This is a genomic window from Streptomyces sp. NPDC091282 (assembly GCF_044757385.1).
In the GTDB taxonomy this organism is placed as follows: Bacteria; Actinomycetota; Actinomycetes; order Streptomycetales; family Streptomycetaceae; genus Streptomyces; species Streptomyces gramineus.
On record NZ_JBIVUX010000006.1, the window covers coordinates 327,156 to 350,132 of the forward strand.

16 protein-coding genes and 1 riboswitch are annotated in these 22,977 nt (G+C 72.2%); of the genes, 13 read left to right on the top strand and 3 right to left on the bottom strand.

Annotated elements, in window-relative coordinates; genetic code table 11:
- Positions 1-181: 181 nt before the first annotated feature.
- Positions 182-1,069: a cellulose-binding protein gene (locus ACIQOE_RS28615; protein ID WP_401414523.1), complete on the top strand. Its 888-nt coding sequence runs from the start codon at positions 182-184 to the stop codon at positions 1,067-1,069.
- 59 nt (positions 1,070-1,128) lie between these two features.
- Here ACIQOE_RS28615 and ACIQOE_RS28620 read toward each other — a convergent pair whose 3' ends face one another.
- The 3 genes from ACIQOE_RS28620 to ACIQOE_RS28630 form a co-directional block, all read right to left on the bottom strand.
- The gene (locus tag ACIQOE_RS28620) at positions 1,129-2,736 is read right to left on the bottom strand and encodes a cation acetate symporter (protein ID WP_401414742.1); all 1,608 of its coding nucleotides are present in this window, start codon (positions 2,734-2,736) and stop codon (positions 1,129-1,131) included.
- A 44-nt stretch (positions 2,737-2,780) separates the two neighbouring features.
- Positions 2,781-3,191, bottom strand: coding sequence for a DUF485 domain-containing protein (locus ACIQOE_RS28625; protein ID WP_351320972.1), 411 nt, complete (start codon positions 3,189-3,191; stop codon positions 2,781-2,783).
- A gap of 224 nt (positions 3,192-3,415) precedes the next feature.
- Positions 3,416-4,942, bottom strand: coding sequence for an MFS transporter (locus ACIQOE_RS28630; RefSeq protein WP_401414525.1), 1,527 nt, complete (start codon positions 4,940-4,942; stop codon positions 3,416-3,418).
- A gap of 412 nt (positions 4,943-5,354) precedes the next feature.
- Here ACIQOE_RS28630 and ACIQOE_RS28635 point away from each other — a divergent pair, with 412 nt between their 5' ends.
- The 12 genes from ACIQOE_RS28635 to ACIQOE_RS28690 all read left to right on the top strand — a co-directional run bounded on the left by ACIQOE_RS28635 (position 5,355) and on the right by ACIQOE_RS28690 (position 22,936).
- Positions 5,355-6,143 (top strand): ABC transporter ATP-binding protein, encoded by a 789-nt coding sequence (locus ACIQOE_RS28635; RefSeq protein ID WP_351320968.1) that lies wholly within the window; start codon positions 5,355-5,357, stop codon positions 6,141-6,143.
- Positions 6,140-8,719 (top strand): ABC transporter permease, encoded by a 2,580-nt coding sequence (locus ACIQOE_RS28640; protein ID WP_365563020.1) that lies wholly within the window; start codon positions 6,140-6,142, stop codon positions 8,717-8,719. Before ACIQOE_RS28635 ends, ACIQOE_RS28640 begins: the two co-directional genes overlap by 4 nt.
- Positions 8,720-9,065: 346 nt before the next feature.
- Complete coding sequence (gene mfd / locus ACIQOE_RS28645; RefSeq protein ID WP_401414528.1) at positions 9,066-12,599, top strand: transcription-repair coupling factor; 3,534 nt, start codon at positions 9,066-9,068, stop codon at positions 12,597-12,599.
- Between the two features lie 738 nt (positions 12,600-13,337).
- A complete protein-coding gene (locus ACIQOE_RS28650) occupies positions 13,338-14,057 on the top strand; it encodes an HNH endonuclease family protein (RefSeq protein ID WP_351320962.1) in 720 nt (239 codons plus the stop codon).
- A 255-nt stretch (positions 14,058-14,312) separates the two neighbouring features.
- Positions 14,313-14,933: a hypothetical protein gene (locus tag ACIQOE_RS28655; protein ID WP_351320960.1), complete on the top strand. Its 621-nt coding sequence runs from the start codon at positions 14,313-14,315 to the stop codon at positions 14,931-14,933.
- Between the two features lie 38 nt (positions 14,934-14,971).
- Positions 14,972-16,459 (top strand): protein kinase domain-containing protein, encoded by a 1,488-nt coding sequence (locus ACIQOE_RS28660; RefSeq protein ID WP_365563160.1) that lies wholly within the window; start codon positions 14,972-14,974, stop codon positions 16,457-16,459.
- A gap of 85 nt (positions 16,460-16,544) precedes the next feature.
- Positions 16,545-17,372: a glycoside hydrolase domain-containing protein gene (locus ACIQOE_RS28665; RefSeq protein WP_401414531.1), complete on the top strand. Its 828-nt coding sequence runs from the start codon at positions 16,545-16,547 to the stop codon at positions 17,370-17,372.
- A 171-nt stretch (positions 17,373-17,543) separates the two neighbouring features.
- Positions 17,544-18,191, top strand: a complete 648-nt coding sequence (locus ACIQOE_RS28670; RefSeq protein ID WP_365576192.1) for a SurA N-terminal domain-containing protein — start codon at positions 17,544-17,546, stop codon at positions 18,189-18,191.
- A gap of 151 nt (positions 18,192-18,342) precedes the next feature.
- Positions 18,343-19,338, top strand: a complete 996-nt coding sequence (locus ACIQOE_RS28675; protein ID WP_365576190.1) for a nucleoside triphosphate pyrophosphohydrolase — start codon at positions 18,343-18,345, stop codon at positions 19,336-19,338.
- A gap of 110 nt (positions 19,339-19,448) precedes the next feature.
- Positions 19,449-20,759 (top strand): cytochrome P450, encoded by a 1,311-nt coding sequence (locus tag ACIQOE_RS28680; protein WP_401414534.1) that lies wholly within the window; start codon positions 19,449-19,451, stop codon positions 20,757-20,759.
- A gap of 125 nt (positions 20,760-20,884) precedes the next feature.
- Positions 20,885-21,886 carry a transglycosylase family protein gene (locus tag ACIQOE_RS28685; RefSeq protein ID WP_401414536.1) on the top strand — a complete coding sequence of 334 codons (1,002 nt, stop codon included), beginning with the start codon at positions 20,885-20,887 and terminating at the stop codon, positions 21,884-21,886.
- A gap of 194 nt (positions 21,887-22,080) precedes the next feature.
- Positions 22,081-22,252: riboswitch (cyclic di-AMP (ydaO/yuaA leader) on the top strand.
- Positions 22,253-22,255: 3 nt separating this feature from the next.
- The gene (locus ACIQOE_RS28690; RefSeq protein ID WP_401414538.1) at positions 22,256-22,936 is read left to right on the top strand and encodes a transglycosylase family protein; all 681 of its coding nucleotides are present in this window, start codon (positions 22,256-22,258) and stop codon (positions 22,934-22,936) included.
- The last annotated feature ends 41 nt before the right edge of the window (positions 22,937-22,977 follow it).

The window sequence follows — 22,977 nt, forward strand, 5'->3', positions numbered from 1 at the left end:
GGGCAGGTGAGCCGGGCCGGCCCTCACGCGTGTGCGCGTTCTGGCGTGCGATGCCGCTCGGCGTGGCGTGCGGGCCGTGACATCTCTGCGGAGTGTCGCGTTATGAACACTTACGCCCTATCCATCAAGATGTGCGCGAAATCATCATTTTCGTGCGGGTCCGGCGGAGAGGGGTTCCAGGGTGAGCAGCGCATCGGTGCCGCCGTACGACTTCGTGACCGGCCGGGGGCGTGGTTACCGCCCCGACCAGGTCGACACGTTCCTGGTGGCCCTCTCGCAGGACCGCGACGACGCGTGGGAGCGGGCCGCGCGGCTCACCGTGCTCGCCAAGGACATGGAGGCGGAGTTCGCGCGGGTGCGTGCCGTCGTCGAGCAGCTTCCGCCGCAGACCTACGAGCTGCTCGGGGACCGCGCGGCGCGGATCTTCCGGCTGGTGACGGACGAGGCGGCGGCGCTGCGCGACGGCGCCCGGCGCGCGCTGACCGAAGGGGTCGTGGAGGCGGCGGAGTCCGCCGAGAACGAGCGCTGCACGGCCGGCGAGGAGGCGGACGCGCTGCGCGCGGACACCGAGGAGCGGGCCCGTCATCTGCTGCTCGCCGCGCAGGCCGAGGCCGAGGAGATCCGCATCACCGCCCGGCTGGAGGTGAAGGAGCAGCGCGGCGAGGCCCTCGCGGCGCTGCGCGAGATGCGGCAGCGCACCGCCGCGATGCTCGCCGAGCAGGCCGCGGAGCACGCCGAGCGGTGGAGCGAGGAGGACCGCGAGGAGGCGGCGCGCGCCGCCTCCCTCGAAACGGAGACCGCCGACCGCCTCGCGCGCGCGGAGGCCGCGCTGGCCGAGGCGACGCGTGCGGTGGCCGAGGCGGAGGAGTGGCAGCACAGCTCCCAGGAGGCGGCGCAGGTGCGTGCCGAGGAGATCCTCGCGGAGGCGCGGGCGCGGGAGGAGCGCATCGCGCGGGACACCGAGCGGGTGCTGCGCGAGCACGGGGAGACCTGGGACGACGTGCAGGCGCACATGGACCACATGCGGGACAGCCTGATGACCCTGACGGGCCGGGCGACCGCCGAGTAGCACCCGCCCCCTGCCCCCCCCGCTTCCCGTCCACCGCTTCCCCGCCCACCGCCTCCCTGTCAGGTCCCCCGGCGGTTCGTGCCCGCGAGGATCCTGCTCTCCACCGCCTCGTACTGGCGGCGCTGTTCGGCCGCCCCGCGTCGGTCGGAGATGACCGTGCCCAGCCAGCCCAGGAGGAAGCCGGCCGGGATGGAGACGATCCCGGTGGTGGTGAAGGGGAACCAGTTGAGGTCGGCGTGCGGGAAGGCGGCGCCCGGGGTGCCGGAGACCAGGTTCGTGCCCGGCATCAGCACGAGCACGGTGAGGGTGCCGCCGACGAGGGTGCACAGCAGGCCGGTCCGGGTGTAGCGGCGCCAGAAGAGGCCGTAGACCAGGGCCGGGGCGAGGGCGGAGGCGCCGAGGCAGAAGGAGAGGGTGGCCAGCGGCTGCAGGCTGTGGTGCTGGACCAGGGTCGCGAGCAGGACCGTGGGGACTCCGGTGGCGAGCGCGCAGACGCGGGCGCGTCTCATCTCGCGCCGGGCCGTGAGCTGTCGGCCGCGGCCGGCGAGGACGTCGTGGGCCAGGGAGTTGGCGCAGGCCAGGATCATGCCGGCGACGGAGGCGAGCAGGGTGAGGAAGAGCGCCGTGGTGACGGTGGTGAAGAGCAGGGTGCCCGCCGCCGACACGTGGGTCCCGAACGCGGCGCGCGAGCCCAGCAGGTAGGCGGTGTTGCCCTGCGGGTCGGCGGCGGTGATGGCGGCACGCCCGACCAGGGCGGTGGCGCCGAAGCCGACGACGCTGAGGATCGGGACGAACAGGGCGACGCCCGACACGGCCCAGGACATCGAGCGGCGGACCTGGCGGGCGTCGGCGGCCGCGTACATGCGCATGGTGACGTGCGGCAGGCAGGCGCCGCCGAGGACGATGGTCAGCTCCGAACTGATCATGTCCAGGCGGGGCGCGGGTCCGGCGCGGAACTGGAGGCCGGAGTGCAGGTAGGCGGGTCCGGCGCCGCTGCCCTGGGCGGCCGCGGCGAGCAGGGCGCCGGGGTCCCAGGCGAAGCGGTGCAGGATCAGCAGGGCGACGGCGGTGCCGGAACCGAGCAGCATGACGATCTTCAGGATCTGGATGAGGGCGGTGCCCTTCATGCCGCCGATGGCCGCGTAGCTGATCATCAGCGCGCCGAGGCCGATGACGCAGCAGGTCCGCACGGACTCGTTCGAGAAGCCGAGGACGAACGCCATCAGCTGGCCGGCGCCGGCGAGCTGGACCAGCATCAGCGGCAGCAGGGCGGCGATGGTCACCGCGCAGGCCGCGATCCGTACGGACCGGCCGGGCATCCGGCGGGCCAGCGCGTCGCCCATGGTGAACCGGCCCGCGTTGCGCAGGGGTTCGGCCAGCAGGAACATCAGCAGCATCAGTGACAGGGCCGTGCTGAGGGCGAGGACGACGCCGTCGTAGCCGCACAGGGCGATCACGCCGCCGGTGCCGAGGACGCCGGCGGCGGAGATGTAGTCGCCGGCGATGGCCAGGCCGTTGCGCAGCGGGGAGAGGGAGCCGTAGCCGGTGTAGAACGCGTCGAGGTCGTCGCGGTCCGGTCCGGTCAGCACGCACAGCAGGAGGGTGAGGGTGGCGACGGCGGTGAAGGCCACCAGGGACACCTCGGACACCGAGGACACCGAGGACACAGAGGCGGCCGGGGGCACCGACGGTGCGGGGCCGCCGGAGCCGGTCACCGCGCGGCCCCTCGCCTGGCGTCCAGTTCGGCGGTCCTGCGGATGCGGTCGGCGAGCGGGTCGACGCGGCGGCGCGCGGTGTGCTCGTACAGGGCGATCGCCAGCCAGGTGACGGGCAGTTGGAGGACGGCGAGGAGCAGTCCCGCGGGCACCCCGTCGGCGACCGTGCTCGTCATCAGGTTCGGGGCGAACGCGGACAGCACCAGGAACAGCGTGAAGTAGCCGAGCGCGGTGAGGGTCGCGGTGCGCCGCTGGAGGCGGTAGGCGCCGCGCAGCACGCGCAGGTCGCTGTGGTGGCCGACCGGCGCCCGGTGCGGCACGTGACGGGGTTCCGGGGGCCGCGGCGGTGGTGGCTGCCAGGGGTAGGTGAGGTACGACGGCTCGGGCGGGGAAGGGTCCTGGGACATCCCGGTGCTCCTTGCGTGGCTCGGGTCCGTGGCGGCGGACCGCAGGGAGAGGAGGGAGCGGGGTCACGCACCCTACTCGCAAGTAGCCGGGGCTCGCGGCCTTTTCCGTCAACTGGCCGGGCGGTATGCGCTTACCCGCGCGGAGCCGGTCTGACCAGGGGTGTTACCCGCGTTAACCAAGGGGCGGGAGCGGGCTCGCGGGGGCCGTGTCGACAGGGGCCGGGTCAGTCCGTGAGGACCGGGAAGCGCCGCGGGGCCACGAACAGCAGGACCAGGAACGCCAGTGCGGCCGCGCACCCCGCGCCGAGGTACACGGCGTGCACCGCGTCCGCGATCGCGTGCCGCGTGGTCTCGGCGGCGGCCTTGTCGTCCAGCGCGCGGGTGACCGAGTCGAGGTCGCCGGCGCCGCCCAGCCGGGAGGCGAGCACCCCGTTGGCGATCGCGCCGAACACCGAGGCGCCGATGGTCTGTCCGGTCTGCCGGCAGAAGAGCACCGACGCGGTGGTCGTGCCGCGCTCCGCCCAGCCCACCGTCGACTGCACGCCGACGATCAGCGGCAGCTGGAACAGGCCGAGCGCGCCGCCCAGGACGAGCATGAGCAGCGTCGGCTGCCAGGCGGCACCGGGGTAGGGCAGGAAGGGGAAGGCGAACAGGATCAGCGCGGCCGCGCCGATGCCGAGCAGCGCGGTGTCGCGGAAACCGATCCGCCGGTAGACGTGCTGGCTCAGCGCCGCCGAGACCGGCCAGCTCAGCGTCCACACCGACAGCACGAACCCGGCGGCCACCGGCGCGAGGCCGAGGACCGACTGCGCGTAGGTGGGCAGGAAGACCGTGGGCGCCACCATCAGCAGTCCCAGCGCGCCGAGCGCGAGGTTGACCGCGGCGATCGTGCGGCGGCGCCACACCCAGCCCGGGATGACCGGTTCCGCGGCCCTGCGCTCGATCCACACCACGGCCCCCACCAGCGCGAGCCCGGTCGCGAACAGCGCACACGACGGCGCGGACCACCACGCCCACGCCACCCCGCCCTGGACGAGCGCCGTCAGCAGGACGCCCCCGCACGCGAAGACCGCCAGCGCGCCGGCCCAGTCCACCCGCGGGCGCGTGCGCGGTGCGCGCTCCGGCTCGTGCAGGTGACGCACGATCAGCCAGAGCGCCGCGGCGCCGATCGGCAGATTGACGAGGAAGATCCACCGCCAGTCCGCGTAGGTGGCCAGCACCCCGCCGAGCCCCGGCCCGGCGACCGCGGACACCGCCCACACCGTGGACAGCTTCGACTGGATCTTCGGGCGCTCCTTGAGCGGGTACAGGTCGGCCGCCAGGGTCTGCACGGTGCCCTGCAGCGCGCCGCCGCCGAGGCCCTGCACGATCCGGAACGCGATCAGCGCGGCCATGTTCCAGGCGAGCGAGCACAGCAGCGACCCCAGCAGGAACACCACGGCCCCGGCGACCAGCACCGGCTTGCGGCCGAAGGTGTCGGAGAGCTTGCCGTACACCGGCAGCGTCACCGTCACGGCGAGCAGATAGCCGGAGAACAGCCAGGAGAAGACCGAGAACCCGCCGAGGTCGCCGACGATCTGCGGCACGGCCGTGGAGACGACGGTGGAGTCGAGCGCGGCCAGCGCCATCGCCAGCATCAGCGCCGCCACCACGGCGCCCCGCCGGCCCGTCGCGGCGTCAGGCCCGGCCGCGCGTATCGCGGGCTTCGTGTGCTCCACCCCGGATCCCCTCCTCATACGTTCCCCCTGCATCTATGTCGCGTGCGACAGCTTCCCATCCGCCCCCGACCTGGCGGGAGTGCGCGTCCGCCGGCCCGCGCGCCCCACGAGGGGGGAGGCCGGCCGCGTCCGGGGGTGGAGCCGGACCCGGAGAAGGGCTCCACCCGGCGGTGGACTTCCCCTAGGGGGTCCTCCGTACCAGGGCTCGGGGAGGGGTCGTACCGCCGGAGGACGAGACGGCACCCCCGCCGTCCTTAACCTGGCTTTACGCCGCCGGGGGGCGGTTGACCGAACCGCCGGGGGTGGGGTTTTCCCCCGGGAAAGACGGGGCTTCGCACCAGAGCGGAGCGGACCCGCCCACCGCGAGACTCGTCGTCGTACCGAACGCTTCGCAGCAGGACGCGGCGTCGTGCCGCCGTTCGCTGACCGACTTAGGAGACATACCGTGACATCGGCTGTGACCATTCCCAGGCACGGGGGTACTGGAGGGCGTACGGCCGTTGCCGCGCGAGCGCGGCAGGTCGTCAAGGCGTACGGGTCCGGAGAGACCCGGGTCGTCGCGCTCGACCACGTCGACGTGGACATCACGCGGGGTCAGTTCACCGCGATCATGGGCCCCTCCGGGTCCGGCAAGTCCACCCTGATGCACTGCCTCGCCGGGCTCGACACCGTGACGAGCGGTCAGATCTACCTGGACGAGACCGAGATCACCGGTCTGAAGGACAAGAAGCTCACGCAGCTGCGCCGGGACCGGATCGGGTTCATCTTCCAGGCCTTCAACCTGCTGCCGACGCTGAACGCGCTGGAGAACATCACGCTGCCCATGGACATCGCCGGGCGCAAGGCCGACCAGGAGTGGCTGCGGCGCGTGGTGGAGACCGTGGGGCTCGCGGACCGGCTCAGGCACCGGCCCACGCAGCTCTCGGGCGGCCAGCAGCAGCGCGTGGCCGTGGCGCGCGCCCTCGCCGCCCGCCCTGAGATCATCTTCGGTGACGAGCCGACCGGAAACCTCGACTCGCGCGCGGGCGCGGAGGTCCTCGGCTTCCTGCGCAGCTCCGTCGACGACCTGGGCCAGACGATCGTGATGGTCACGCACGACCCGGTCGCGGCCTCCTACGCGGACCGCGTGCTCTACCTGGCCGACGGCCGGATCGTGGACGAGATGTTCAAGCCGACCGCGGACACCGTCCTGGACCGCATGAAGGACTTCGACGCGCGGGGGCGTACGTCATGACCGTCATGAAGACCTCGATGCGCAACTTCTTCGCGCACAAGGGACGCATGGCCCTGTCGGCCGTGGCCGTGCTGCTGTCGGTGGCGTTCGTGTGCGGCACCCTGGTGTTCACCGACACGATGAACACGACGTTCGACAAGCTGTTCGCGGCGACCTCGTCCGATGTGACGGTCAGCGCCAAGGGCGCCTCCGACACCGGTGAGACGACCTCCGAGAACGGCAGGCCGCCGGTCATACCGGCCGCGGTGGTCGGCAAGGTCCGTGCCGCGGACGGCGTCAAGGCGGCCGAGGGAACGGTGTTCTCGACGTCCGTGACCGTCGTCGACGCCAAGAAGGACAGCCTGTCGCCGTCCAGCGGGGCGCCGACCATCGTGGGCAGCTGGAACTCCAACGACGCCCGCACCATGAAGATCACCTCCGGTGCGGCGCCGGCCGGCCCCGGCCAGATCATGGTGGACGCCGACACCGCCGACAAGCACCACCTCGGGCTCGGCGACGAGATCGGCGTGATCAGCGCGGTCGGCACGCACACCGCGAAGATCTCCGGCATCGCCGACTTCACCGTCACCAACCCCGGTGCCGCGATCTTCTACCTGGACACGAAGACCGCGCAGCGCACCCTCGTCGGGCGCGGCGGTGTCTTCACCGACGTCAACGTGACCGCCGCCCCCGGCGTCACCGACGCCCGGCTCAAGCAGAACGTGATCGGTGAACTCGGCACCGGCTACCAGGTGCAGACCGCCAAGGAGACCGCCGACGCCAACCAGAAGGACGTCGAGAGCTTCATGGACGTCATGAGGTACGCGATGCTCGGCTTCGCCGGGATCGCCTTCCTAGTCGGCATCTTCCTGATCATCAACACCTTCTCGATGCTGGTCGCCCAGCGCACCCGCGAGATCGGCCTGATGCGGGCCATCGGCTCCAGCCGCCGCCAGGTCAACCGGTCCGTGCTCGTCGAGGCGCTGCTGCTCGGCGTGGTCGGTTCGGTCCTCGGCGTCGGCGCGGGCGTCGGCATCGCGGTCGGGCTGATGAAACTCATGGGCTCGATGGGCATGCACCTGTCGACCAGCGACCTGACGGTGGCCTGGACGACCCCGGTGCTCGGCCTGGTCCTCGGCGTCGTCGTCACCGTCCTCGCCGCCTACCTGCCCGCCCGGCGGGCCGGCAAGGTCTCCCCGATGGCCGCCCTCCGGGACGCGGGCGCCCCCGCCGACGCCAGGGCGGGCGCCGTACGGGCCGTCCTCGGCCTCCTGCTGACCGCCGGCGGCGGCTACGGCCTCTACCTGGCCGCGCAGGCCGACAAGGCGTCCCAGGGCGCCGCCTGGCTGGGCCTGGGCATCGTCCTCTCGCTGATCGGGTTCGTCGTCATCGGCCCGCTGCTCGCGGGCGCCGTCGTCCGGGTCCTGGGCGCCGTCCTGCTGCGGATGTTCGGCCCCGTGGGGCGCATGGCCGAACGCAACGCGCTGCGCAACCCGCGCCGCACCGGTGCCACGGGCGCCGCCCTGATGATCGGGCTCGCGCTGGTCGCCTGCCTCTCGGTGGTCGGCTCCTCCATGGTCGCCTCCGCCAGCGACCAGCTCGACAAGACCGTCGGCACGGACTTCATCATCCAGTCCGACAGCGGCCAGCGGATCACCCCGCAGGCCGTCAAGGCGGTGAAGGACACGGCGGGGCTCGCACGGGTCACCGAGTACCGGGTCACCACCGCCGACTACACCACCCCCGACGGCAAGACGCTCAAGGACACCGACATCACGGCGGCCGACCCGACCTACGCCACCGACCTGCGGACCAAGACCGTCGCCGGTGACCTCAAGAACGCCTACCTGCCCGACTCGATGTCCGTGCACGACAAGTTCGCCAAGGCGCACGGCATCCACCTCGGCTCCAAGATCACCGTCAAGTTCAAGGAAGGGCGCACGGCCCGCCTGACGGTCCGCGCGATCACCAGCAGCGACGGCCTCATCGACGCCGGCTCCAAGTACACGTCGATCGCCACGCTCGCCAAGTACGTGCCGGCCGACCGGATGCCCCTGGACGACCTGGTCTTCGCCACCGCCAAGGACGGGCAGCAGGACGCCGCGTACAAGTCGCTCAAGTCCGCGCTGCACGACTACCCGCAGTACACCGTCCGCGACCAGACCGACTACAAGCAGGCCCTCAAGGACCAGATCGGCCAGCTGCTGAACCTGATCTACGGGCTGCTCGCACTGGCGATCATCGTCGCGGTCCTCGGTGTCGTGAACACCCTGGCGCTGTCGGTGGTCGAGCGGACGAGGGAGATCGGCCTGATGCGCGCCATCGGCCTCTCGCGCCGCCAGCTGCGCCGGATGATCCGCATGGAGTCCGTGGTCATCGCCCTCTTCGGCGCCCTGCTGGGCCTCGGACTCGGCATGGGCTGGGGCGCCACCGCGCAGAAGCTGCTCGCCCTGCAGGGCCTGAAGGTCCTGGAGATCCCGTGGCCGACGATCATCGGGGTCTTCATCGGCTCGGCCTTCGTGGGCCTGTTCGCGGCCCTGGTCCCGGCGTTCCGGGCCGGCCGCATGAACGTCCTGAAGGCGATCGCGACCGACTGAGCCGATCACAGAGACCACCGCACACGGGGGTTGCGGGGGAACGCCCGGCGCCGGGAGACCTGAAGGTCTCCCGGCGCCGGGCGCGTCGTCGCTCCACGAGTGCGCGAGCGGGAGGGCGGGCGGCATAGGCTTCGGGGGCCAGGGGGCGGAGTCCCCTGGTACGGCCACCGCGACGCGTCGCGCCCCACCGGGCCACGGAGGTTGTCCACAGCCCCGGCAGCCGCGCCCGCGTAGTCGTACGCTGGATACCCCCCGGTCGCAGCCCGCACCGGGCACTTCGCGTTGCCCGCCCCCGAAACGCCCCTCGAAAAGCCCCCCGAAGAACCCCGGACGAAAGCCGCCCTGAATGAGCCTGCACGGTCTGCTCGACGCCGTCGTCAAGGACGCCGCACTCGCCGAAGCGATCAAGGCGGCCGCGGACGGCAACCGCATGCACGTCGACCTGGTCGGCCCTCCCGCGGCCCGCCCCTTCGCGATCGCCGCCCTCGCCCGTCAGACCGGCCGCCCCGTGCTCGCGGTCACCGCCACCGGCCGCGAGGCCGAGGACCTGGCCGCCGCCCTGCGCACCCTGCTGCCGTCCGAGGGCGTCGTGGAGTACCCCTCCTGGGAGACCCTCCCGCACGAGCGGCTCAGCCCCCGCAGCGACACCGTCGGCCGCCGCCTCGCCGTGCTGCGCCGCCTCGCCCACCCGAGCCAGGACGACCCCGAGACCGGCCCGGTCTCCGTCGTCGTCTCGCCCGTACGGTCCGTGCTCCAGCCGCAGGTCAAGGGCCTCGGCGACCTGGAACCCGTGGCGCTGCGCAGCGGAGCGAGCGCCGATCTCGACGACGTCGTGGAAGCCCTCGCGGCCGCCGCCTACGCGCGCGTGGAGCTCGTCGAGAAGCGCGGCGAGTTCGCCGTGCGCGGCGGCATCCTCGACGTGTTCCCGCCCACCGAGGAACACCCCCTGCGCGTCGAGTTCTGGGGCGACGACATCGAGGAGATCCGCTACTTCAAGGTCGCCGACCAGCGCTCCCTGGAGGTCGCCGAGCACGGCCTGTGGGCGCCGCCCTGCCGCGAGCTGCTGCTCACCGAGTCCGTCCGCGACCGCGCGCGTGCCCTCGCCGAACAGCACCCCGAGCTGGGCGAGCTGCTGCACAAGATCGCCGAGGGGATCGCCGTCGAGGGCATGGAGTCGCTGGCCCCGGTCCTGGTCGACGACATGGAGCTGCTGCTCGACGTGCTGCCCAAGGGGTCGATGGCCGTCGTCTGCGACCCGGAGCGGGTCCGCACGCGCGCCGCCGACCTCGTCGCGACCTCGCAGGAGTTCCTGCAGGCGTCCTGGGCGGCCACCGCGGGCGGCGGCGAGGCACCCATCGACGTCGGCGCGGCCTCCCTGTGGTCGATCGCGGACGTCCGCGACCGCGCACGCGAGCTGGACATGATGTGGTGGTCGGTGTCGCCGTTCGCCGCCGACGAGGAGCTGTCCGACGACACCCTCAAGCTCGGCATGCACGCCACCGAGACCTACCGCGGCGACACCGCCAAGGCACTCGCCGACACCAAGGGCTGGCTCGCCGACGGCTGGCGCACGGTGTACGTCACCGAGGGCCACGGCCCCGCCTCCCGCACCGTCGAGGTGCTCGGCGGCGAGGGCATCGCGGCCCGCCTGGACGTCGACCTCGGCGAGCTGAGCCCCTCGGTCGTGCACGTCTCCTGCGGCTCCATCGACTACGGCTTCGTCGACCCGGCGCTCAGAATCGCCGTGCTCACCGAGACCGACCTCTCCGGGCAGAAGGCGGCCGGCAAGGACGGCGCCCGGATGCCCGCCCGGCGCCGCAAGACCATCGACCCGCTCACCCTGGAGCCCGGCGACTACATCGTCCACGAGCAGCACGGCGTCGGCCGCTACATCGAGATGGTGCAGCGCACCGTCCAGGGCGCCACCCGCGAGTACCTGGTCGTCGAGTACGCCCCCGCCAAGCGCGGCCAGCCCGGCGACCGGCTGTACATCCCGACCGACCAGCTGGAGCAGATCACCAAGTACGTCGGCGGCGAGGCGCCCACCCTGCACCGCCTGGGCGGCGCGGACTGGACGAAGACCAAGGCGCGCGCCAAGAAGGCCGTCAAGGAGATCGCCGCCGACCTGATCAAGCTCTACAGCGCGCGGATGGCCGCGCCCGGGCACGCGTTCGGCACGGACACGCCCTGGCAGCGCGAGCTGGAGGACGCCTTCCCGTACGCGGAGACCCCCGACCAGCTGACCACCATCGCCGAGGTCAAGGACGACATGGAGAAGTCGGTCCCGATGGACCGGCTGATCTGCGGCGACGTCGGCTACGGCAAGACCGAGATCGCGGTCAGGGCCGCCTTCAAGGCCGTCCAGGACGGCAAGCAGGTCGCCGTCCTGGTGCCCACCACCCTGCTGGTGCAGCAGCACTTCGGCACGTTCTCCGAGCGGTACTCGCAGTTCCCGGTGAGCGTGAAGGCGCTCTCCCGCTTCCAGACCGACACGGAGTCCAAGGCCACCCTGGAGGGGCTGAGGGACGGCGCGGTCGACGTCGTCATCGGCACCCACCGGCTGTTCGCCTCGGAGACCAAGTTCAAGGACCTGGGCCTGGTCATCGTCGACGAGGAGCAGCGCTTCGGCGTCGAGCACAAGGAGCAGCTGAAGAAGCTGCGCGCCAACGTCGACGTGCTCACCATGTCCGCGACCCCGATCCCGCGCACCCTGGAGATGGCGGTCACCGGCATCCGCGAGATGTCCACGATCACCACGCCCCCGGAGGAGCGGCACCCGGTGCTCACCTTCGTCGGCCCCTACGAGGAGAAGCAGATCGGCGCCGCCATCCGCCGCGAACTGCTGCGCGAGGGCCAGGTCTTCTACATCCACAACCGGGTCGAGTCGATCGACCGGGCGGCGGCCAGGCTCCGCGACATCGTCCCCGAGGCGCGGATCGCCACCGCCCACGGCCAGATGTCGGAATCGGCGCTGGAACAGGTCGTCGTCGACTTCTGGGAGAAGAAGTTCGACGTGCTGGTCTCCACGACGATCGTGGAGTCCGGCATCGACATCTCCAACGCCAACACCCTGATCGTGGAGCGCGGCGACACCTTCGGCCTGTCCCAGCTGCACCAGCTGCGCGGCCGGGTCGGGCGCGGGCGCGAGCGCGGGTACGCGTACTTCCTCTACCCGCCGGAGAAGCCGCTCACCGAGACCGCGCACGAACGGCTCGCCACCATCGCCCAGCACACCGAGATGGGCGCGGGCATGTACGTGGCGATGAAGGACCTGGAGATCCGCGGCGCGGGCAACCTGCTCGGCGGCGAGCAGTCCGGCCACATCGCGGGCGTCGGCTTCGACCTGTACGTCCGGATGGTCGGCGAGGCGGTGGCGGACTACCGGCGGCAGCTGGAGACCGGCGAGATCGAGGAGGAGCCGCCGCTGGAGGTCAAGATCGAGCTGCCCGTCGACGCGCACGTCCCGCACGACTACGCGCCCGGCGAGCGGCTGCGCCTCCAGGCCTACCGGGCCATCGCCTCCGCGAACTCCGAAGAGGACATCAAGGCCGTCCGCGAGGAACTCACCGACCGCTACGGCAAGTTGCCCGAGCCGGTGGAGAACCTGCTGCTGGTCGCCGGGCTGCGGATGCTCGCCCGTGCCTGCGGGGTCGGCGAGATCGTCCTCCAGGGCACCAACATCCGCTTCGCCCCGGTCGAGTTGCGGGAGTCGCAGGAGCTGCGGCTCAAGCGGCTGTATCCCGGGACCGTCATCAAGCCGAGCGTCCACCAGGTGCTGGTGCCGCGCCCGAAGACCGCGAAGGTCGGCGGGAAGCCGCTGGTCGGACGGGATCTGCTGAGCTGGGTCGGGGAGTTCCTGGCGTCGGTGCTGGGTTCGTAACGCGGCCGGGGCCCACGCGGCCCTGCGTCCGGGGACCGGGGCTCATGCGGCCCTGCGTCCGGGGACCGGGGCTCATGCGGCCCTGCGTCCGGGGACCGGGGCTCACGCGGCCTCGCGTCCGGTGATAGGGGACCACCCGGCCCCGCACCCGGTGACCCGGGCCGTCCGGTGACCGGGGCGGTCACGGCCACGCCGCCGGGACCACCCCGGCCGTGCGCGCTCCTCCGCCGGGTCCGGTGGCCGCTGCGCGCTCCCTCGCCGTGTCCGGCAGCCACCGCCCGGCCGCCCGGCCGCCGGGACCCGCACCCGGCGCCGTCACGCCGGTGCCACAGCCGGGCGATCACCGGGTGAGCACCGGGCGGCCGCCGGGCCTCCCTCGCACCGCCTCGCCCGGCTCGAACTCCCGCCCCCTGCGCCGTGTTGCCCCGCGGCCCGCGGTCGGGCCGCCGTACGCCGCGCACGGCCCGTCGCTCCCGGCCCGGTGTCCGCCCGGCCGGTTTGACGCGTCGTCGAGCGGCAAGGCGTGCGGTACGGCGTGTGGCCGCGGTGTGGTGTGAGCGGGCGCGAAGGCGTACCGCCCGGGCTTCTCCCGGTGCGTCAGAAGGGTTCCGATAAAGGGAAGTTCATAGTCGTTCATCCCTTTTAGGGCACGTTCGGCGTGAACCGCGCGGCGGATACCGTGAGCCAGGAGAGATCCGTCCGCGTGGGGGCGGAAAGAGGAAGGAAGAGGGGGCGCACGTGGCGCGTCTTAGGGGCGGGGCGGTCATCGCTGTCGTCGTGGTCTTCGCCGTGGCCGGCTGCAAGGACCTGCAGGACAAGGGGAGCCCGGGAGCCCAGGGTGCGACGGGCGGCGGGGGAGCGGCCATGAGCGCGGCCGACTCGCTGACCGTCAAGGGCCGGGCGCCGAAGACCGGTTACACACGGGAGAAGTTCGGCTCCGCCTGGGCGGACACCGACTCCAACTCCTGCGACACCCGGGACGACATACTCAAGCGGGACCTCAAGGACGTGAAGTTCACCGACGGCGACTGCAAGGTCTCCTCCGGTGTGCTCGACCCGGACCCCTACTCCGGCAAGAACGTCACCTACAAGCGCGGCCGCAGCCTGGTCGACATCGACCACCTCGTCGCCCTCTCGGACGCATGGCAGACGGGCGCCAAGTACTGGGACGGCAGCAAGCGCATAGCCCTGGCCAACGACCCGCTCAACCTGCTCGCCGTCAACGCGAGCGCCAACCGCGGCAAGGGCGACGGCGACACCGCCACCTGGCTGCCGCCCGCCAAGGACTACCGCTGCACCTACGTCGCGGCGCAGGTGGCCGTGAAGAAGAAGTACGGGCTGTGGGTGACCTCCGCCGAGAAGGCCGCCATGAAGAAGGTCCTCGCGAGCTGCCCCGGCCAGAAACTCCCCACGGGCGGCAACCCGACCAAGGCGCCGTCCCGGTTCAAGACCCGCTGATACGACGCCCCCTGCGCACCCCGGTCCACCGCGGCCGGGGTGCGCGCGCATGCTCCCCGCGCGCCCCTACGGCACCGCGCACCCCTCGGTGCGGGGCCGCGTCCGGCGATCGCCACACAACGGTTCGATACAACCCGGACCGCACGTCGGTGTCGGGCCATATGCTCGAAGCGACCACCGCACGACCGGTGCCGTTCGCTGGCGGACGCACCGGGCGGGCACGTACGCCCTATTTCAGGCAAAACAGGAGCGATCATGCAAGGCCAGGGCCATGCGCAGCCGGTGCAGCGGCCGCCGCACGACGCGGTACTGGTCCTGTTGCGCGTGGTGTTCGTGGCGATGGGACTGTTCAGCGTCGGCTTCCTGGCGTGGGTGATGATGCTGCGGCTGGCCACGGTGACCCGAAGATCCGCGGACTACGGCCTGCTGGTGGCGGTCGCCGCGGCCGACATCCTGAGCATCGTGCTGCTGGCCACCGAGCCCGGCGACGACGTGCACACGGTCGGCGGCTACCTGGGGATCACGCTGCTGTTCGGCGCGCTCCTGGCCACCGTCGTCTACTACCTCGCCGCCGACGTACGCCACTTCCAGCGGCAGCGCGAGGCGTACGCGGCGCAGCAGGCGGCGCGCGGGTACGGCTATCCGCAGCCCTCCTCCCCGTTCACCACGGTGACGACGCCGATGGGCGCGCAGCCGCCGCACACCCCGCCCCCGCACACCGTGCCGCCCGTCGCCCGGCCGCCGCACTCCCAGCCGCCGATACCCGCGCCGCCGCAGCGTCCGGCGCCCGCGCGGATCGAGCAGGTGCGGGCCGAACTCGACGAGCTGAGCGACTACCTGCGCAAGCACGACGGCACCGGCGAGGGCGGCAGGTGACCGTGGCGCCCGGGCGCGTCGTCGCCGACCGCTACCAGCTGTCCACGCTCATCGGACAGGGCGGCATGGGCCAGGTCTGGACGGCGTACGACCAGCGGCTGGACCGGCGCGTGGGCGTGAAGCTGCTGCGCCCCGACAAGGTGGCCGGCGCCGACGCCGACGAACTGCGCCGCCGGTTCCTGCGGGAGTGCAGGGTCACCGCGCAGGTCGACCACCCCGGCCTGGTCACCGTGCACGACGCGGGGACCGAGGGCGAGGAACTGTTCCTCGTCATGCAGTACGTGGACGGCACCGACCTCGCCGGGCACCTCGCGGAGCACGACCCGTACCCCTGGCCGTGGGCGGTCGCGGTGGCCGCGCAGCTGTGCGCCGTGCTGAGCGCCGTGCACGCCGTGCCGATCGTCCACCGCGACCTGAAGCCGCGCAACCTGATGGTCAAGCAGGACGGCACCATCACCGTCCTCGACCTCGGCATCGCCTCCGTGATGGAGACCGACAGCACCCGCCTCACGCACACCGGCACGCCCATCGGCTCGCCCGCCTACATGGCGCCCGAGCAGGCCATGGGCGGCGCGGTCGGACCGTACACGGACCTGTACGCGCTCGGCGTGCTGCTGCACGAACTGCTCAGCGGAGAGGTGCCGTTCGCCGGTTCCACCTCGCTCGGCGTGCTGCACCGCCATCTGTACGAGCAGCCGGTGCCGGTGCGCAGGCTCCGCCCCGAGGTGCCCGAGCCGCTGGAGGCGCTGGTCCTGCGGCTGCTCGCCAAGGACCCGCAGCACCGGCCGGACTCGGCGCAGGAGGTGTACGAGAACCTCGTCCCGCTGCTGCCCCCGCGCGGCATGCACACCGGCGCGCCCCTGGACCCCACCCGCCCCTTCCTGCGCCCGCACGCGCCCTGGCCGGACCGCGCGCGGCTGCCCGCGCCCCAGCCCGCGGCCCCGGTGGCGGCCGTGCCCGGAAGACCCGACGTCGCCACCGCCGTCGACGAGGTGAAGCGGCTGCTCGGCGAGGGACGCATCACGCAGGCCGTCGACATCCTCGGCGCGATCCTGCCGGTCGCCGCCGACCAGCACGGCGAGCACTCCACGGTCGTCCGCACCCTGCGCAAGCAGTACGCGGCCACCCTGATGGACGACGGCCAGTACCGGCGCGCGCTGCCCGAACTGCACCGGCTCGCCGGCGAACGCGCCGCCGAGGCCGGGCAGGCCGACCCGCAGTCGCTGCGGTTCCGCTACGACACCGCCCAGTGCCTGGAACAGCTCGGCGAACCGGCCGCGGCGCTCGCCGAGTACCGCGCGCTGCTGCCGTACTACGAGAACCAGTACGTAGCCGGCGACCCCCAGCTCGCGCACGACGTACGGCGCCGGATCGGGCACCTGCTGCTCGCGCTCGGCGACCGCCCGGCCGGCCAGGAGACCTTCACCCGGCTGCTGTTCGACGTCGAACGGCTCCACGGGCCCGGCCATCCGATGGCCGGAGAGATCCGGCGGACGCTGCAATGGCTGGGGCAGGTGCGGGGCTAGTCCGCCCACCGTTCATACTGCACCTGCTGTCCGCAGGGTCCTTCGCACAGCACAGACACAGAGATTTCAGGGGTGGGGTTCCGGCATGTCCAGCCATCGGCAGTCCAAGAAGCGCAGATACATCACGTGGGGCGTCGCGGGGGCCGCGGTCGTCGCCGGGGCCGGGATCGCCGCGCAGACCTCCATGGCGGCCACCGCCTGGCCCGCTCAGAAGACCTACACCGGCCGCGCGTTCGACACCTGCGCCGCGCCCTCGGCGGCCGCGATGAAGGCATGGTACGGCGGCCTCTACGGGGCCGCCGCCGTCTACGTCGGCGGCAAGAACCGCGGCTGCGCGCAGCCCAACCTCACCGCCTCCTGGGTCAAGTCCGTGACCGCGACGGGCTGGAAGCTCATCCCGCTCTACGTCGGCGCCCAGCCGTCCTGCCAGACCGGCTCCAGCCCGGAGAAGATGACCACCGCCAACGCGGCCTCCCTCGGCACCGCCGACGCCACCGACGCGGTCGCCAAGGCCGCCGCCCTCGGCATGAAGGCGGGCAGCCCGATCTATCTGGACATGGAGGCGTACGACACGACGAACACGGCGTGCAACGACGCCGTGCTCACCTACGTGCGCTCCTTCGACAAGCAGCTGCGCGCCAAGACCTACCGCGCGGGCTACTACGGCTTCACCAGCTCCAGCGCCAAGGCCATCGCGAACGCCAAGGACAAGACGGACCTGCCGGGCAACCTCTGGTACGCGCTGTGGGACAAGAAAAACACCACGACGGCCGACTGGCCCTTCGGCGCCACCCAGTTCACCGGGCACAGCCGGGCGCACCAGTACATGGTCAACAGCAAGGAGACCCGCGGCGGTTACACGATCACCGTGGACCGCGACGCCTGGGACGCCCCGGTGGCGATCACCGGCTGAGCCCGCCCGCCGCGGCGGTCCGTACCGCAAACCCTTGCGGAGGGTGGCGCGGCGGTGCCGGATGCGCGTGTGAATCGTTGGTCGAATGGGTTGGCCAGAGCTTGCCCACTGCCTACCATCGATCACCGCAAGACTTTGTGCACCGTCGCACAATCTCCTCGGGAGGCATCCTTGCACCGCCGCCGTCGCACCGCGCTCGTCCTGTCCGCCGCGATCGCCACCGCGGTCCCCTTCCTCGCCGCCTGCGGAAGCGAGGCGCACCCGGGCGCGGCGGCCGTCGTCGGCGGCCGGCGGATCACCGTCGCCCAGCTGGAGACCCGGGTCAACGAGGTGCGCCAGGCCCAGCGCGCGGCGGTGCCGGACGACCAGCAGTACCAGCAGGTGCTCGCCGCCACCAGCAGCCTGACCCGGGACACGCTGCACAACATGGTCCTCGACCAGGTGCTGCACCGGGCCGCCCAGGACAACGGCATCAGCGTCACCCGCAAGGAGATCCAGCAGATGCGCAACGGCCTCGCCCAGCAGGCCGGCGGCTCCGCGGCGCTCCAGAACGCCTGGCTCCAGAAGTACGGCATCGCGCCCAAGCGCCTGGACGACAACCTGCGCCTCCAGCTGGAAGCGCAGAAACTCGCCAAGCAGCTGGGCACCGACACCACCCAGCCCGCCTTCTGGAAGGCCCTGTCCAAGGCCTCCGAGGAACTCCACGTCGACCTCAACCCGCGCTACGGCGCCTGGGACGTCGAGAAGAGCAGCCGGGTGGACGCCAAGACGCCGTGGGTACGGGAGGTCACGTCGTCGGGGACCCAGGCGACGGCGTAGGACGGGCCGGGCGATGGCGTAGGGGCGCGGGACGGTCAGGTGACGGCGTAGGACGGGCGGGCCGGACGCCGATGGTCGTACGAGCATCTGATCACCCCCGGCCTGTGGACAACGCCCGGGGCGGGCGGCGCGGGTGCGTTACGTTCGGATCGTGAACACCACCAGCTCGCGGCCTTCCGTCCCTCCCGTCCCCGGCCCCGGCCGGATCGTCCTGCTCACCACCAGCCACCGGGTCGCCCCGGGCCTGCTGTCCTGGCCCGCCTGGCAGGCGCTGCGCTCGGCGGACCGCGTGCTGTGCGCGGACGGCGCGCACCCGCAGCTGCCCTACCTGCGCGAGGCCGGCGCCACCGTGGACGAGTCCGCGCCCACCGCGGAGGAACTGGTCGACGCCTGCGCCGGCGGCCGGACGGTGGTGGTCGTCGCGACGGGCGAGGGCGAGCCGGCCCTCACCGACGGCCTGGCCCGCATGGCCGGCTCCGGCCGGGTCGCGATGCCCGAGCTGGAGCTGCTGCCCGCCTCCTACGACCTGCCGGGCGCCCGGCTCCTCGACCTCGTCCAGGTCATGGACCGCATCCGCCGGGAGTGCCCCTGGTCCTCGCGGCGGACCCACGAGGGGCTGGCGAAGTACGCCATCGAGGAGGCCTACGAACTCGTCGAGGCGATCGAGGCCGGCGATCGCGACGAACTGCGCGAGGAACTGGGCGACGTGCTCCTCCAGGTCGTCTTCCACGCACGCATCGCGGAGGAGGACCCCGAGGCCCCCTTCTCGGTCGACGACGTGGCCGCCGGCATCGTCACGAAGCTCATCCACCGCCACCCGCACGTCTTCGGCGACGAGACGGCCTCGACACCGGAGGAGGTCAAGGAGCACTGGCTGCGCACGAAGGCGATCGAGAAGCGCCGCGCGTCCGTCACGGACGGGGTGCCCCTGGCCCAGCCCGGTCTCGCCCTGGCCGCCAAGCTCGCCTCCCGCGTGCACACGGCGGGCCTGGAGGTGCCCCTCCCGCAGGACCGGGGCATCGGGTACGAACTGCTCGCCCTGGCGGTACGGGCCGAGACGGAGGGCGTCGACCCGGAGGCGGCTCTGCGCGCGGCGGCCCGCGCCTACCGGGACGCGGTACGGGCGGCGGAAGGCGTGGACGCGTAGGGGACCGCCACGGACGGGGCTGGCGGGCTTGCCCGGAGCGGTCGGCTCCTCCCGGCCGGGACCGACGCCGCGTGGCTCGGGCGGTGCACGCCGCCGGATACCGTCATGAGGTGACCGACCAGCCCGCCTCCGACGCCACCGCCGCCCCCGAACTCTTCACCTGGGAGTTCGCCGCCGACCCCTATCCCGCCTACGCGTGGCTGCGGGAGCACGCGCCGGTGCACCGCACCCGGCTTCCCAGCGGGGTCGAGGCGTGGCTGGTCACCCGCTACGCCGACGCCCGGCAGGCGCTGGCCGACGCCCGGCTGTCCAAGAACCCGGCGCATCACGACGAGCCCGCGCACGCGAAGGGGAAGACCGGGATCCCGGGCGAGCGCAAGGCCGAGCTGATGACGCATCTGCTGAACATCGACCCGCCGGACCACACCCGGCTGCGCCGGCTCGTCAGCAAGGCCTTCACCCCGCGCCGGGTCGCGGAGTTCGCGCCCCGGGTGCAGGAGCTGACCGACCGGCTCATCGACGGGTTCGCGGAGCGGGGCGAGGCCGACCTCATCCACGAGTTCGCCTTCCCGCTGCCCATCTACGCCATCTGCGACCTGCTGGGCGTCCCGCGCGAGGACCAGGACGACTTCCGGGACTGGGCCGGGATGATGATCCGGCACGGCGGAGGACCGCGGGGCGGGGTCGCCCGGTCCGTGAAGAAGATGCGCGGCTACCTGGCCGAGCTGATCCACCGCAAGCGCGAGGCGCTGACCGCCGAGCCCGCCCCCGGCGAGGACCTCATCTCCGGGCTCATCCGCGCCTCCGACGAGGGCGAGCACCTCACCGAGAACGAGGCCGCCGCCATGGCCTTCATCCTGCTGTTCGCCGGCTTCGAGACGACGGTCAACCTCATCGGGAACGGCACGTACGCCCTGCTCACCCACCCGGAACAGCGCCGCCGCCTGCAAGAGTCGCTGGCCGCGGGCGAGCGCGGGCTGCTGGAGACCGGGGTGGAGGAACTCCTGCGCTACGACGGGCCGGTGGAGCTCGCCACCTGGCGGTTCGCCACCGAGCCGCTCGACGTCGGCGGGCAGCGCATCGCCGGCGGCGACCCGGTCCTGGTCGTGCTCGCCGCCGCGGACCGGGACCCGGAGCGGTTCGCCGAGCCGGACACCCTCGACCTGGCACGGCGGGACAACCAGCACCTCGGGTACGGGCACGGCATCCACTACTGCCTCGGCGCCCCGCTGGCCCGCCTGGAGGGGCAGAGCGCGCTCGCCACCCTGCTCACCCGGCTGCCGGACCTGCGGCTGGCGGCGGAGGAGAGCGAGCTGCGCTGGCGCGGCGGCCTCATCATGCGCGGACTGCGCACGCTCCCAGTGGAGTTCACCCCCGCCGAGCCCATCTCCGCCAAAGATGACCAGGGTTCAACTATGTGATCTTCACGTGATCTACGCGGCATTAACTTGTGACAAGTGATCGTCTGCCTATACGTTCACCCATCAGTGCGGCGCGCCGGCAGGACCGTCGTGCCGGTCACCGCTGTCGCTCGAAAGGTCTCCGCATGCTCTCCGGGAACGGTCGTCACCGTCGCCCCCGTCAGGCTCCGGCACTCCTTGTGGCAGCCGGCGTGACCGGCTCGGCCATCGCCATCCCGCTCCTCGGTGCGGCGAGCGCCAACGCGGCCGACGGCAGCACCTGGGACCGGGTGGCCGAGTGCGAGAGCGGCGGCTCCTGGAGCATGGACGAGGGCACCGGGTACTACGGCGGCCTGCAGATGTCCCAGGACGACTGGGACCGGTACGGCGGCCAGGAGTACGCCGGCACGCCCGACCAGGCGAGCCGTTCGCAGCAGATCGCCGTCGCCGAGAAGATCCTCGCCGACCAGGGCACCAAGCCCTGGCGGACCTGCGCCCTGCTCGCCGGGCTCTCCTCGGACGACGCCTCGGTGAACGTCGACACGGGCGCCGACGGCTCGGACGACGCGTCCGGCTCCTCCGACGCGCCCACCGGGCTGTCGGATTCGTCCTCTTCTTCTGGTTCATCGGATTCATCCGCCCCCTCGGACTCCGGCCCCTCCGACTCCTCGGCGGACCCCTCGGACTCCGTGTCCGCCACGCCGTCGCCGAGCGCGAGCGAAGATTCCGGCAAGGACGCTCCCGCCGCCTCCTCGAAGACGGCCGAAAAGGGATCCGGCGGCTCGGACACCTCGAAGGCGAGTGAGAACCCGGTCGTTCCGGAAGCCGACGACTCGGACAATTCGTGGCAGACGGGCAGTTCCTGGGACCTCGTCGACACGGGTGCGATCGGCAGCAGCGGCAAGCACCGCGGCGGCTCGGCGGACGAAAGCGTGACAAACGGTCAGAGTGGGACTTCTTCCGGCCGTCACGCCTCCCGGAGCGCGGACACCTACACCGTGCGGGACGGCGACACGCTCGCCTCCATCGCCGACTCCCTTGACCTGGACGGCGGATGGCGTGCGCTCTACGCCGCCAACAAGGCCGACATCGGCACCGACCCGAACGACATCGCCCCCGGTCAGACCCTGAAGCTCGGCGCCGAATAGGACCGGTGTCGGCGGGAGTTGACGCCCCGCTTCGAGTTGAATGTCCGTTTTGGTGAAAGTGTGGGATGAGTCTCAAAGGCCCTGATCATCTTTGAAATTCACCTGATCGCCTGTTTACGGTCAAGGCCGCTCGTCACCACGAGCCCCGGTTGTCGCAACGCCGAGTCCTGCCAGCGGCCGCCCGGGAACAGTCGTCGCGTCAAGCGCCGTAGGCAGGAGCGGGGGACCCAAGGTAGGTGCCGGGACCGGTGGTTGAGACCGCCGTGTCCGGCTAGGGGTGGAGCCGCGCACCGTGAGGTGTGCGGCCGGGCAACTCATTCGGCCCGAACCCGACAGCTCACCTCGCAGGCGTCGGTGAGGGGATCCTCCATGCTGTTTTCCGGCAAGGGCAAGCACCGTCGTCCGTCCAAGGCCACCCGCGTCGCCGCGCTCGCCGGCGTCACCGGCGTCGCCATCGCCGCTCCGCTGATGGCCACCGGCACCGCCTCCGCGGCCACCGCCTCCGAGTGGGACGCCGTCGCCCAGTGCGAGTCCGGTGGCAACTGGGCCATCAACACCGGCAACGGCTACTTCGGCGGCCTGCAGTTCTCCGCCTCCACCTGGGCCGCGTACGGCGGCACGCAGTACGCCGCGCAGGCCAACCAGGCCGGCAAGGCGCAGCAGATCGAGATCGCCGAGAAGGTCCTCGCCGCGCAGGGCAAGGGTGCCTGGCCGGTCTGCGGCACGGGCCTGTCCGGCGCCGCCTACAACGGCGGCTCCAGCTCCTCCGGCAGCTCGTCGAGCGGCAGCACCGCCGACCGCTCGACCGACAGCCAGGCCGCCTCCCGCTCCGCCGAGCGCCCGGCCGCCAAGAAGACGGTCACCACCCCGACCGGCAAGAAGGTGAAGAAGGGCGACGGCGAGTACAAGGTCGTCAAGGGCGACTCGCTCAGCTCGATCGCCGAGAAGCACAAGGTCAAGGGTGGCTGGCAGACGCTGTTCAAGCTGAACAAGGACATCGTCGACGACGCCGACTTCATCTACCCGGGCCAGATGCTGCACCTCAAGTAGGCGGCAGGCCGCCCCCGTCCCCCATGGACCCCCGCCCCGGT

Excerpts from the sequence above, each read along its gene's own strand:
- ACIQOE_RS28625 (WP_351320972.1), bottom strand. The coding sequence starts at position 3,191 with ATGTCCCAGGACCCTTCCCCGCCCGAGCCGTCGTACCTCACCTACCCC.
- ACIQOE_RS28630 (WP_401414525.1), bottom strand. The coding sequence starts at position 4,942 with ATGCAGGGGGAACGTATGAGGAGGGGATCCGGGGTGGAGCACACGAAG.
- ACIQOE_RS28640 (WP_365563020.1), top strand. The coding sequence starts at position 6,140 with ATGACCGTCATGAAGACCTCGATGCGCAACTTCTTCGCGCACAAGGGA.
- mfd (WP_401414528.1), top strand. The coding sequence starts at position 9,066 with ATGAGCCTGCACGGTCTGCTCGACGCCGTCGTCAAGGACGCCGCACTC.
- ACIQOE_RS28655 (WP_351320960.1), top strand. The coding sequence starts at position 14,313 with ATGCAAGGCCAGGGCCATGCGCAGCCGGTGCAGCGGCCGCCGCACGAC.
- ACIQOE_RS28665 (WP_401414531.1), top strand. The coding sequence starts at position 16,545 with ATGTCCAGCCATCGGCAGTCCAAGAAGCGCAGATACATCACGTGGGGC.
- ACIQOE_RS28685 (WP_401414536.1), top strand. The coding sequence starts at position 20,885 with ATGCTCTCCGGGAACGGTCGTCACCGTCGCCCCCGTCAGGCTCCGGCA.
- ACIQOE_RS28690 (WP_401414538.1), top strand. The coding sequence starts at position 22,256 with ATGCTGTTTTCCGGCAAGGGCAAGCACCGTCGTCCGTCCAAGGCCACC.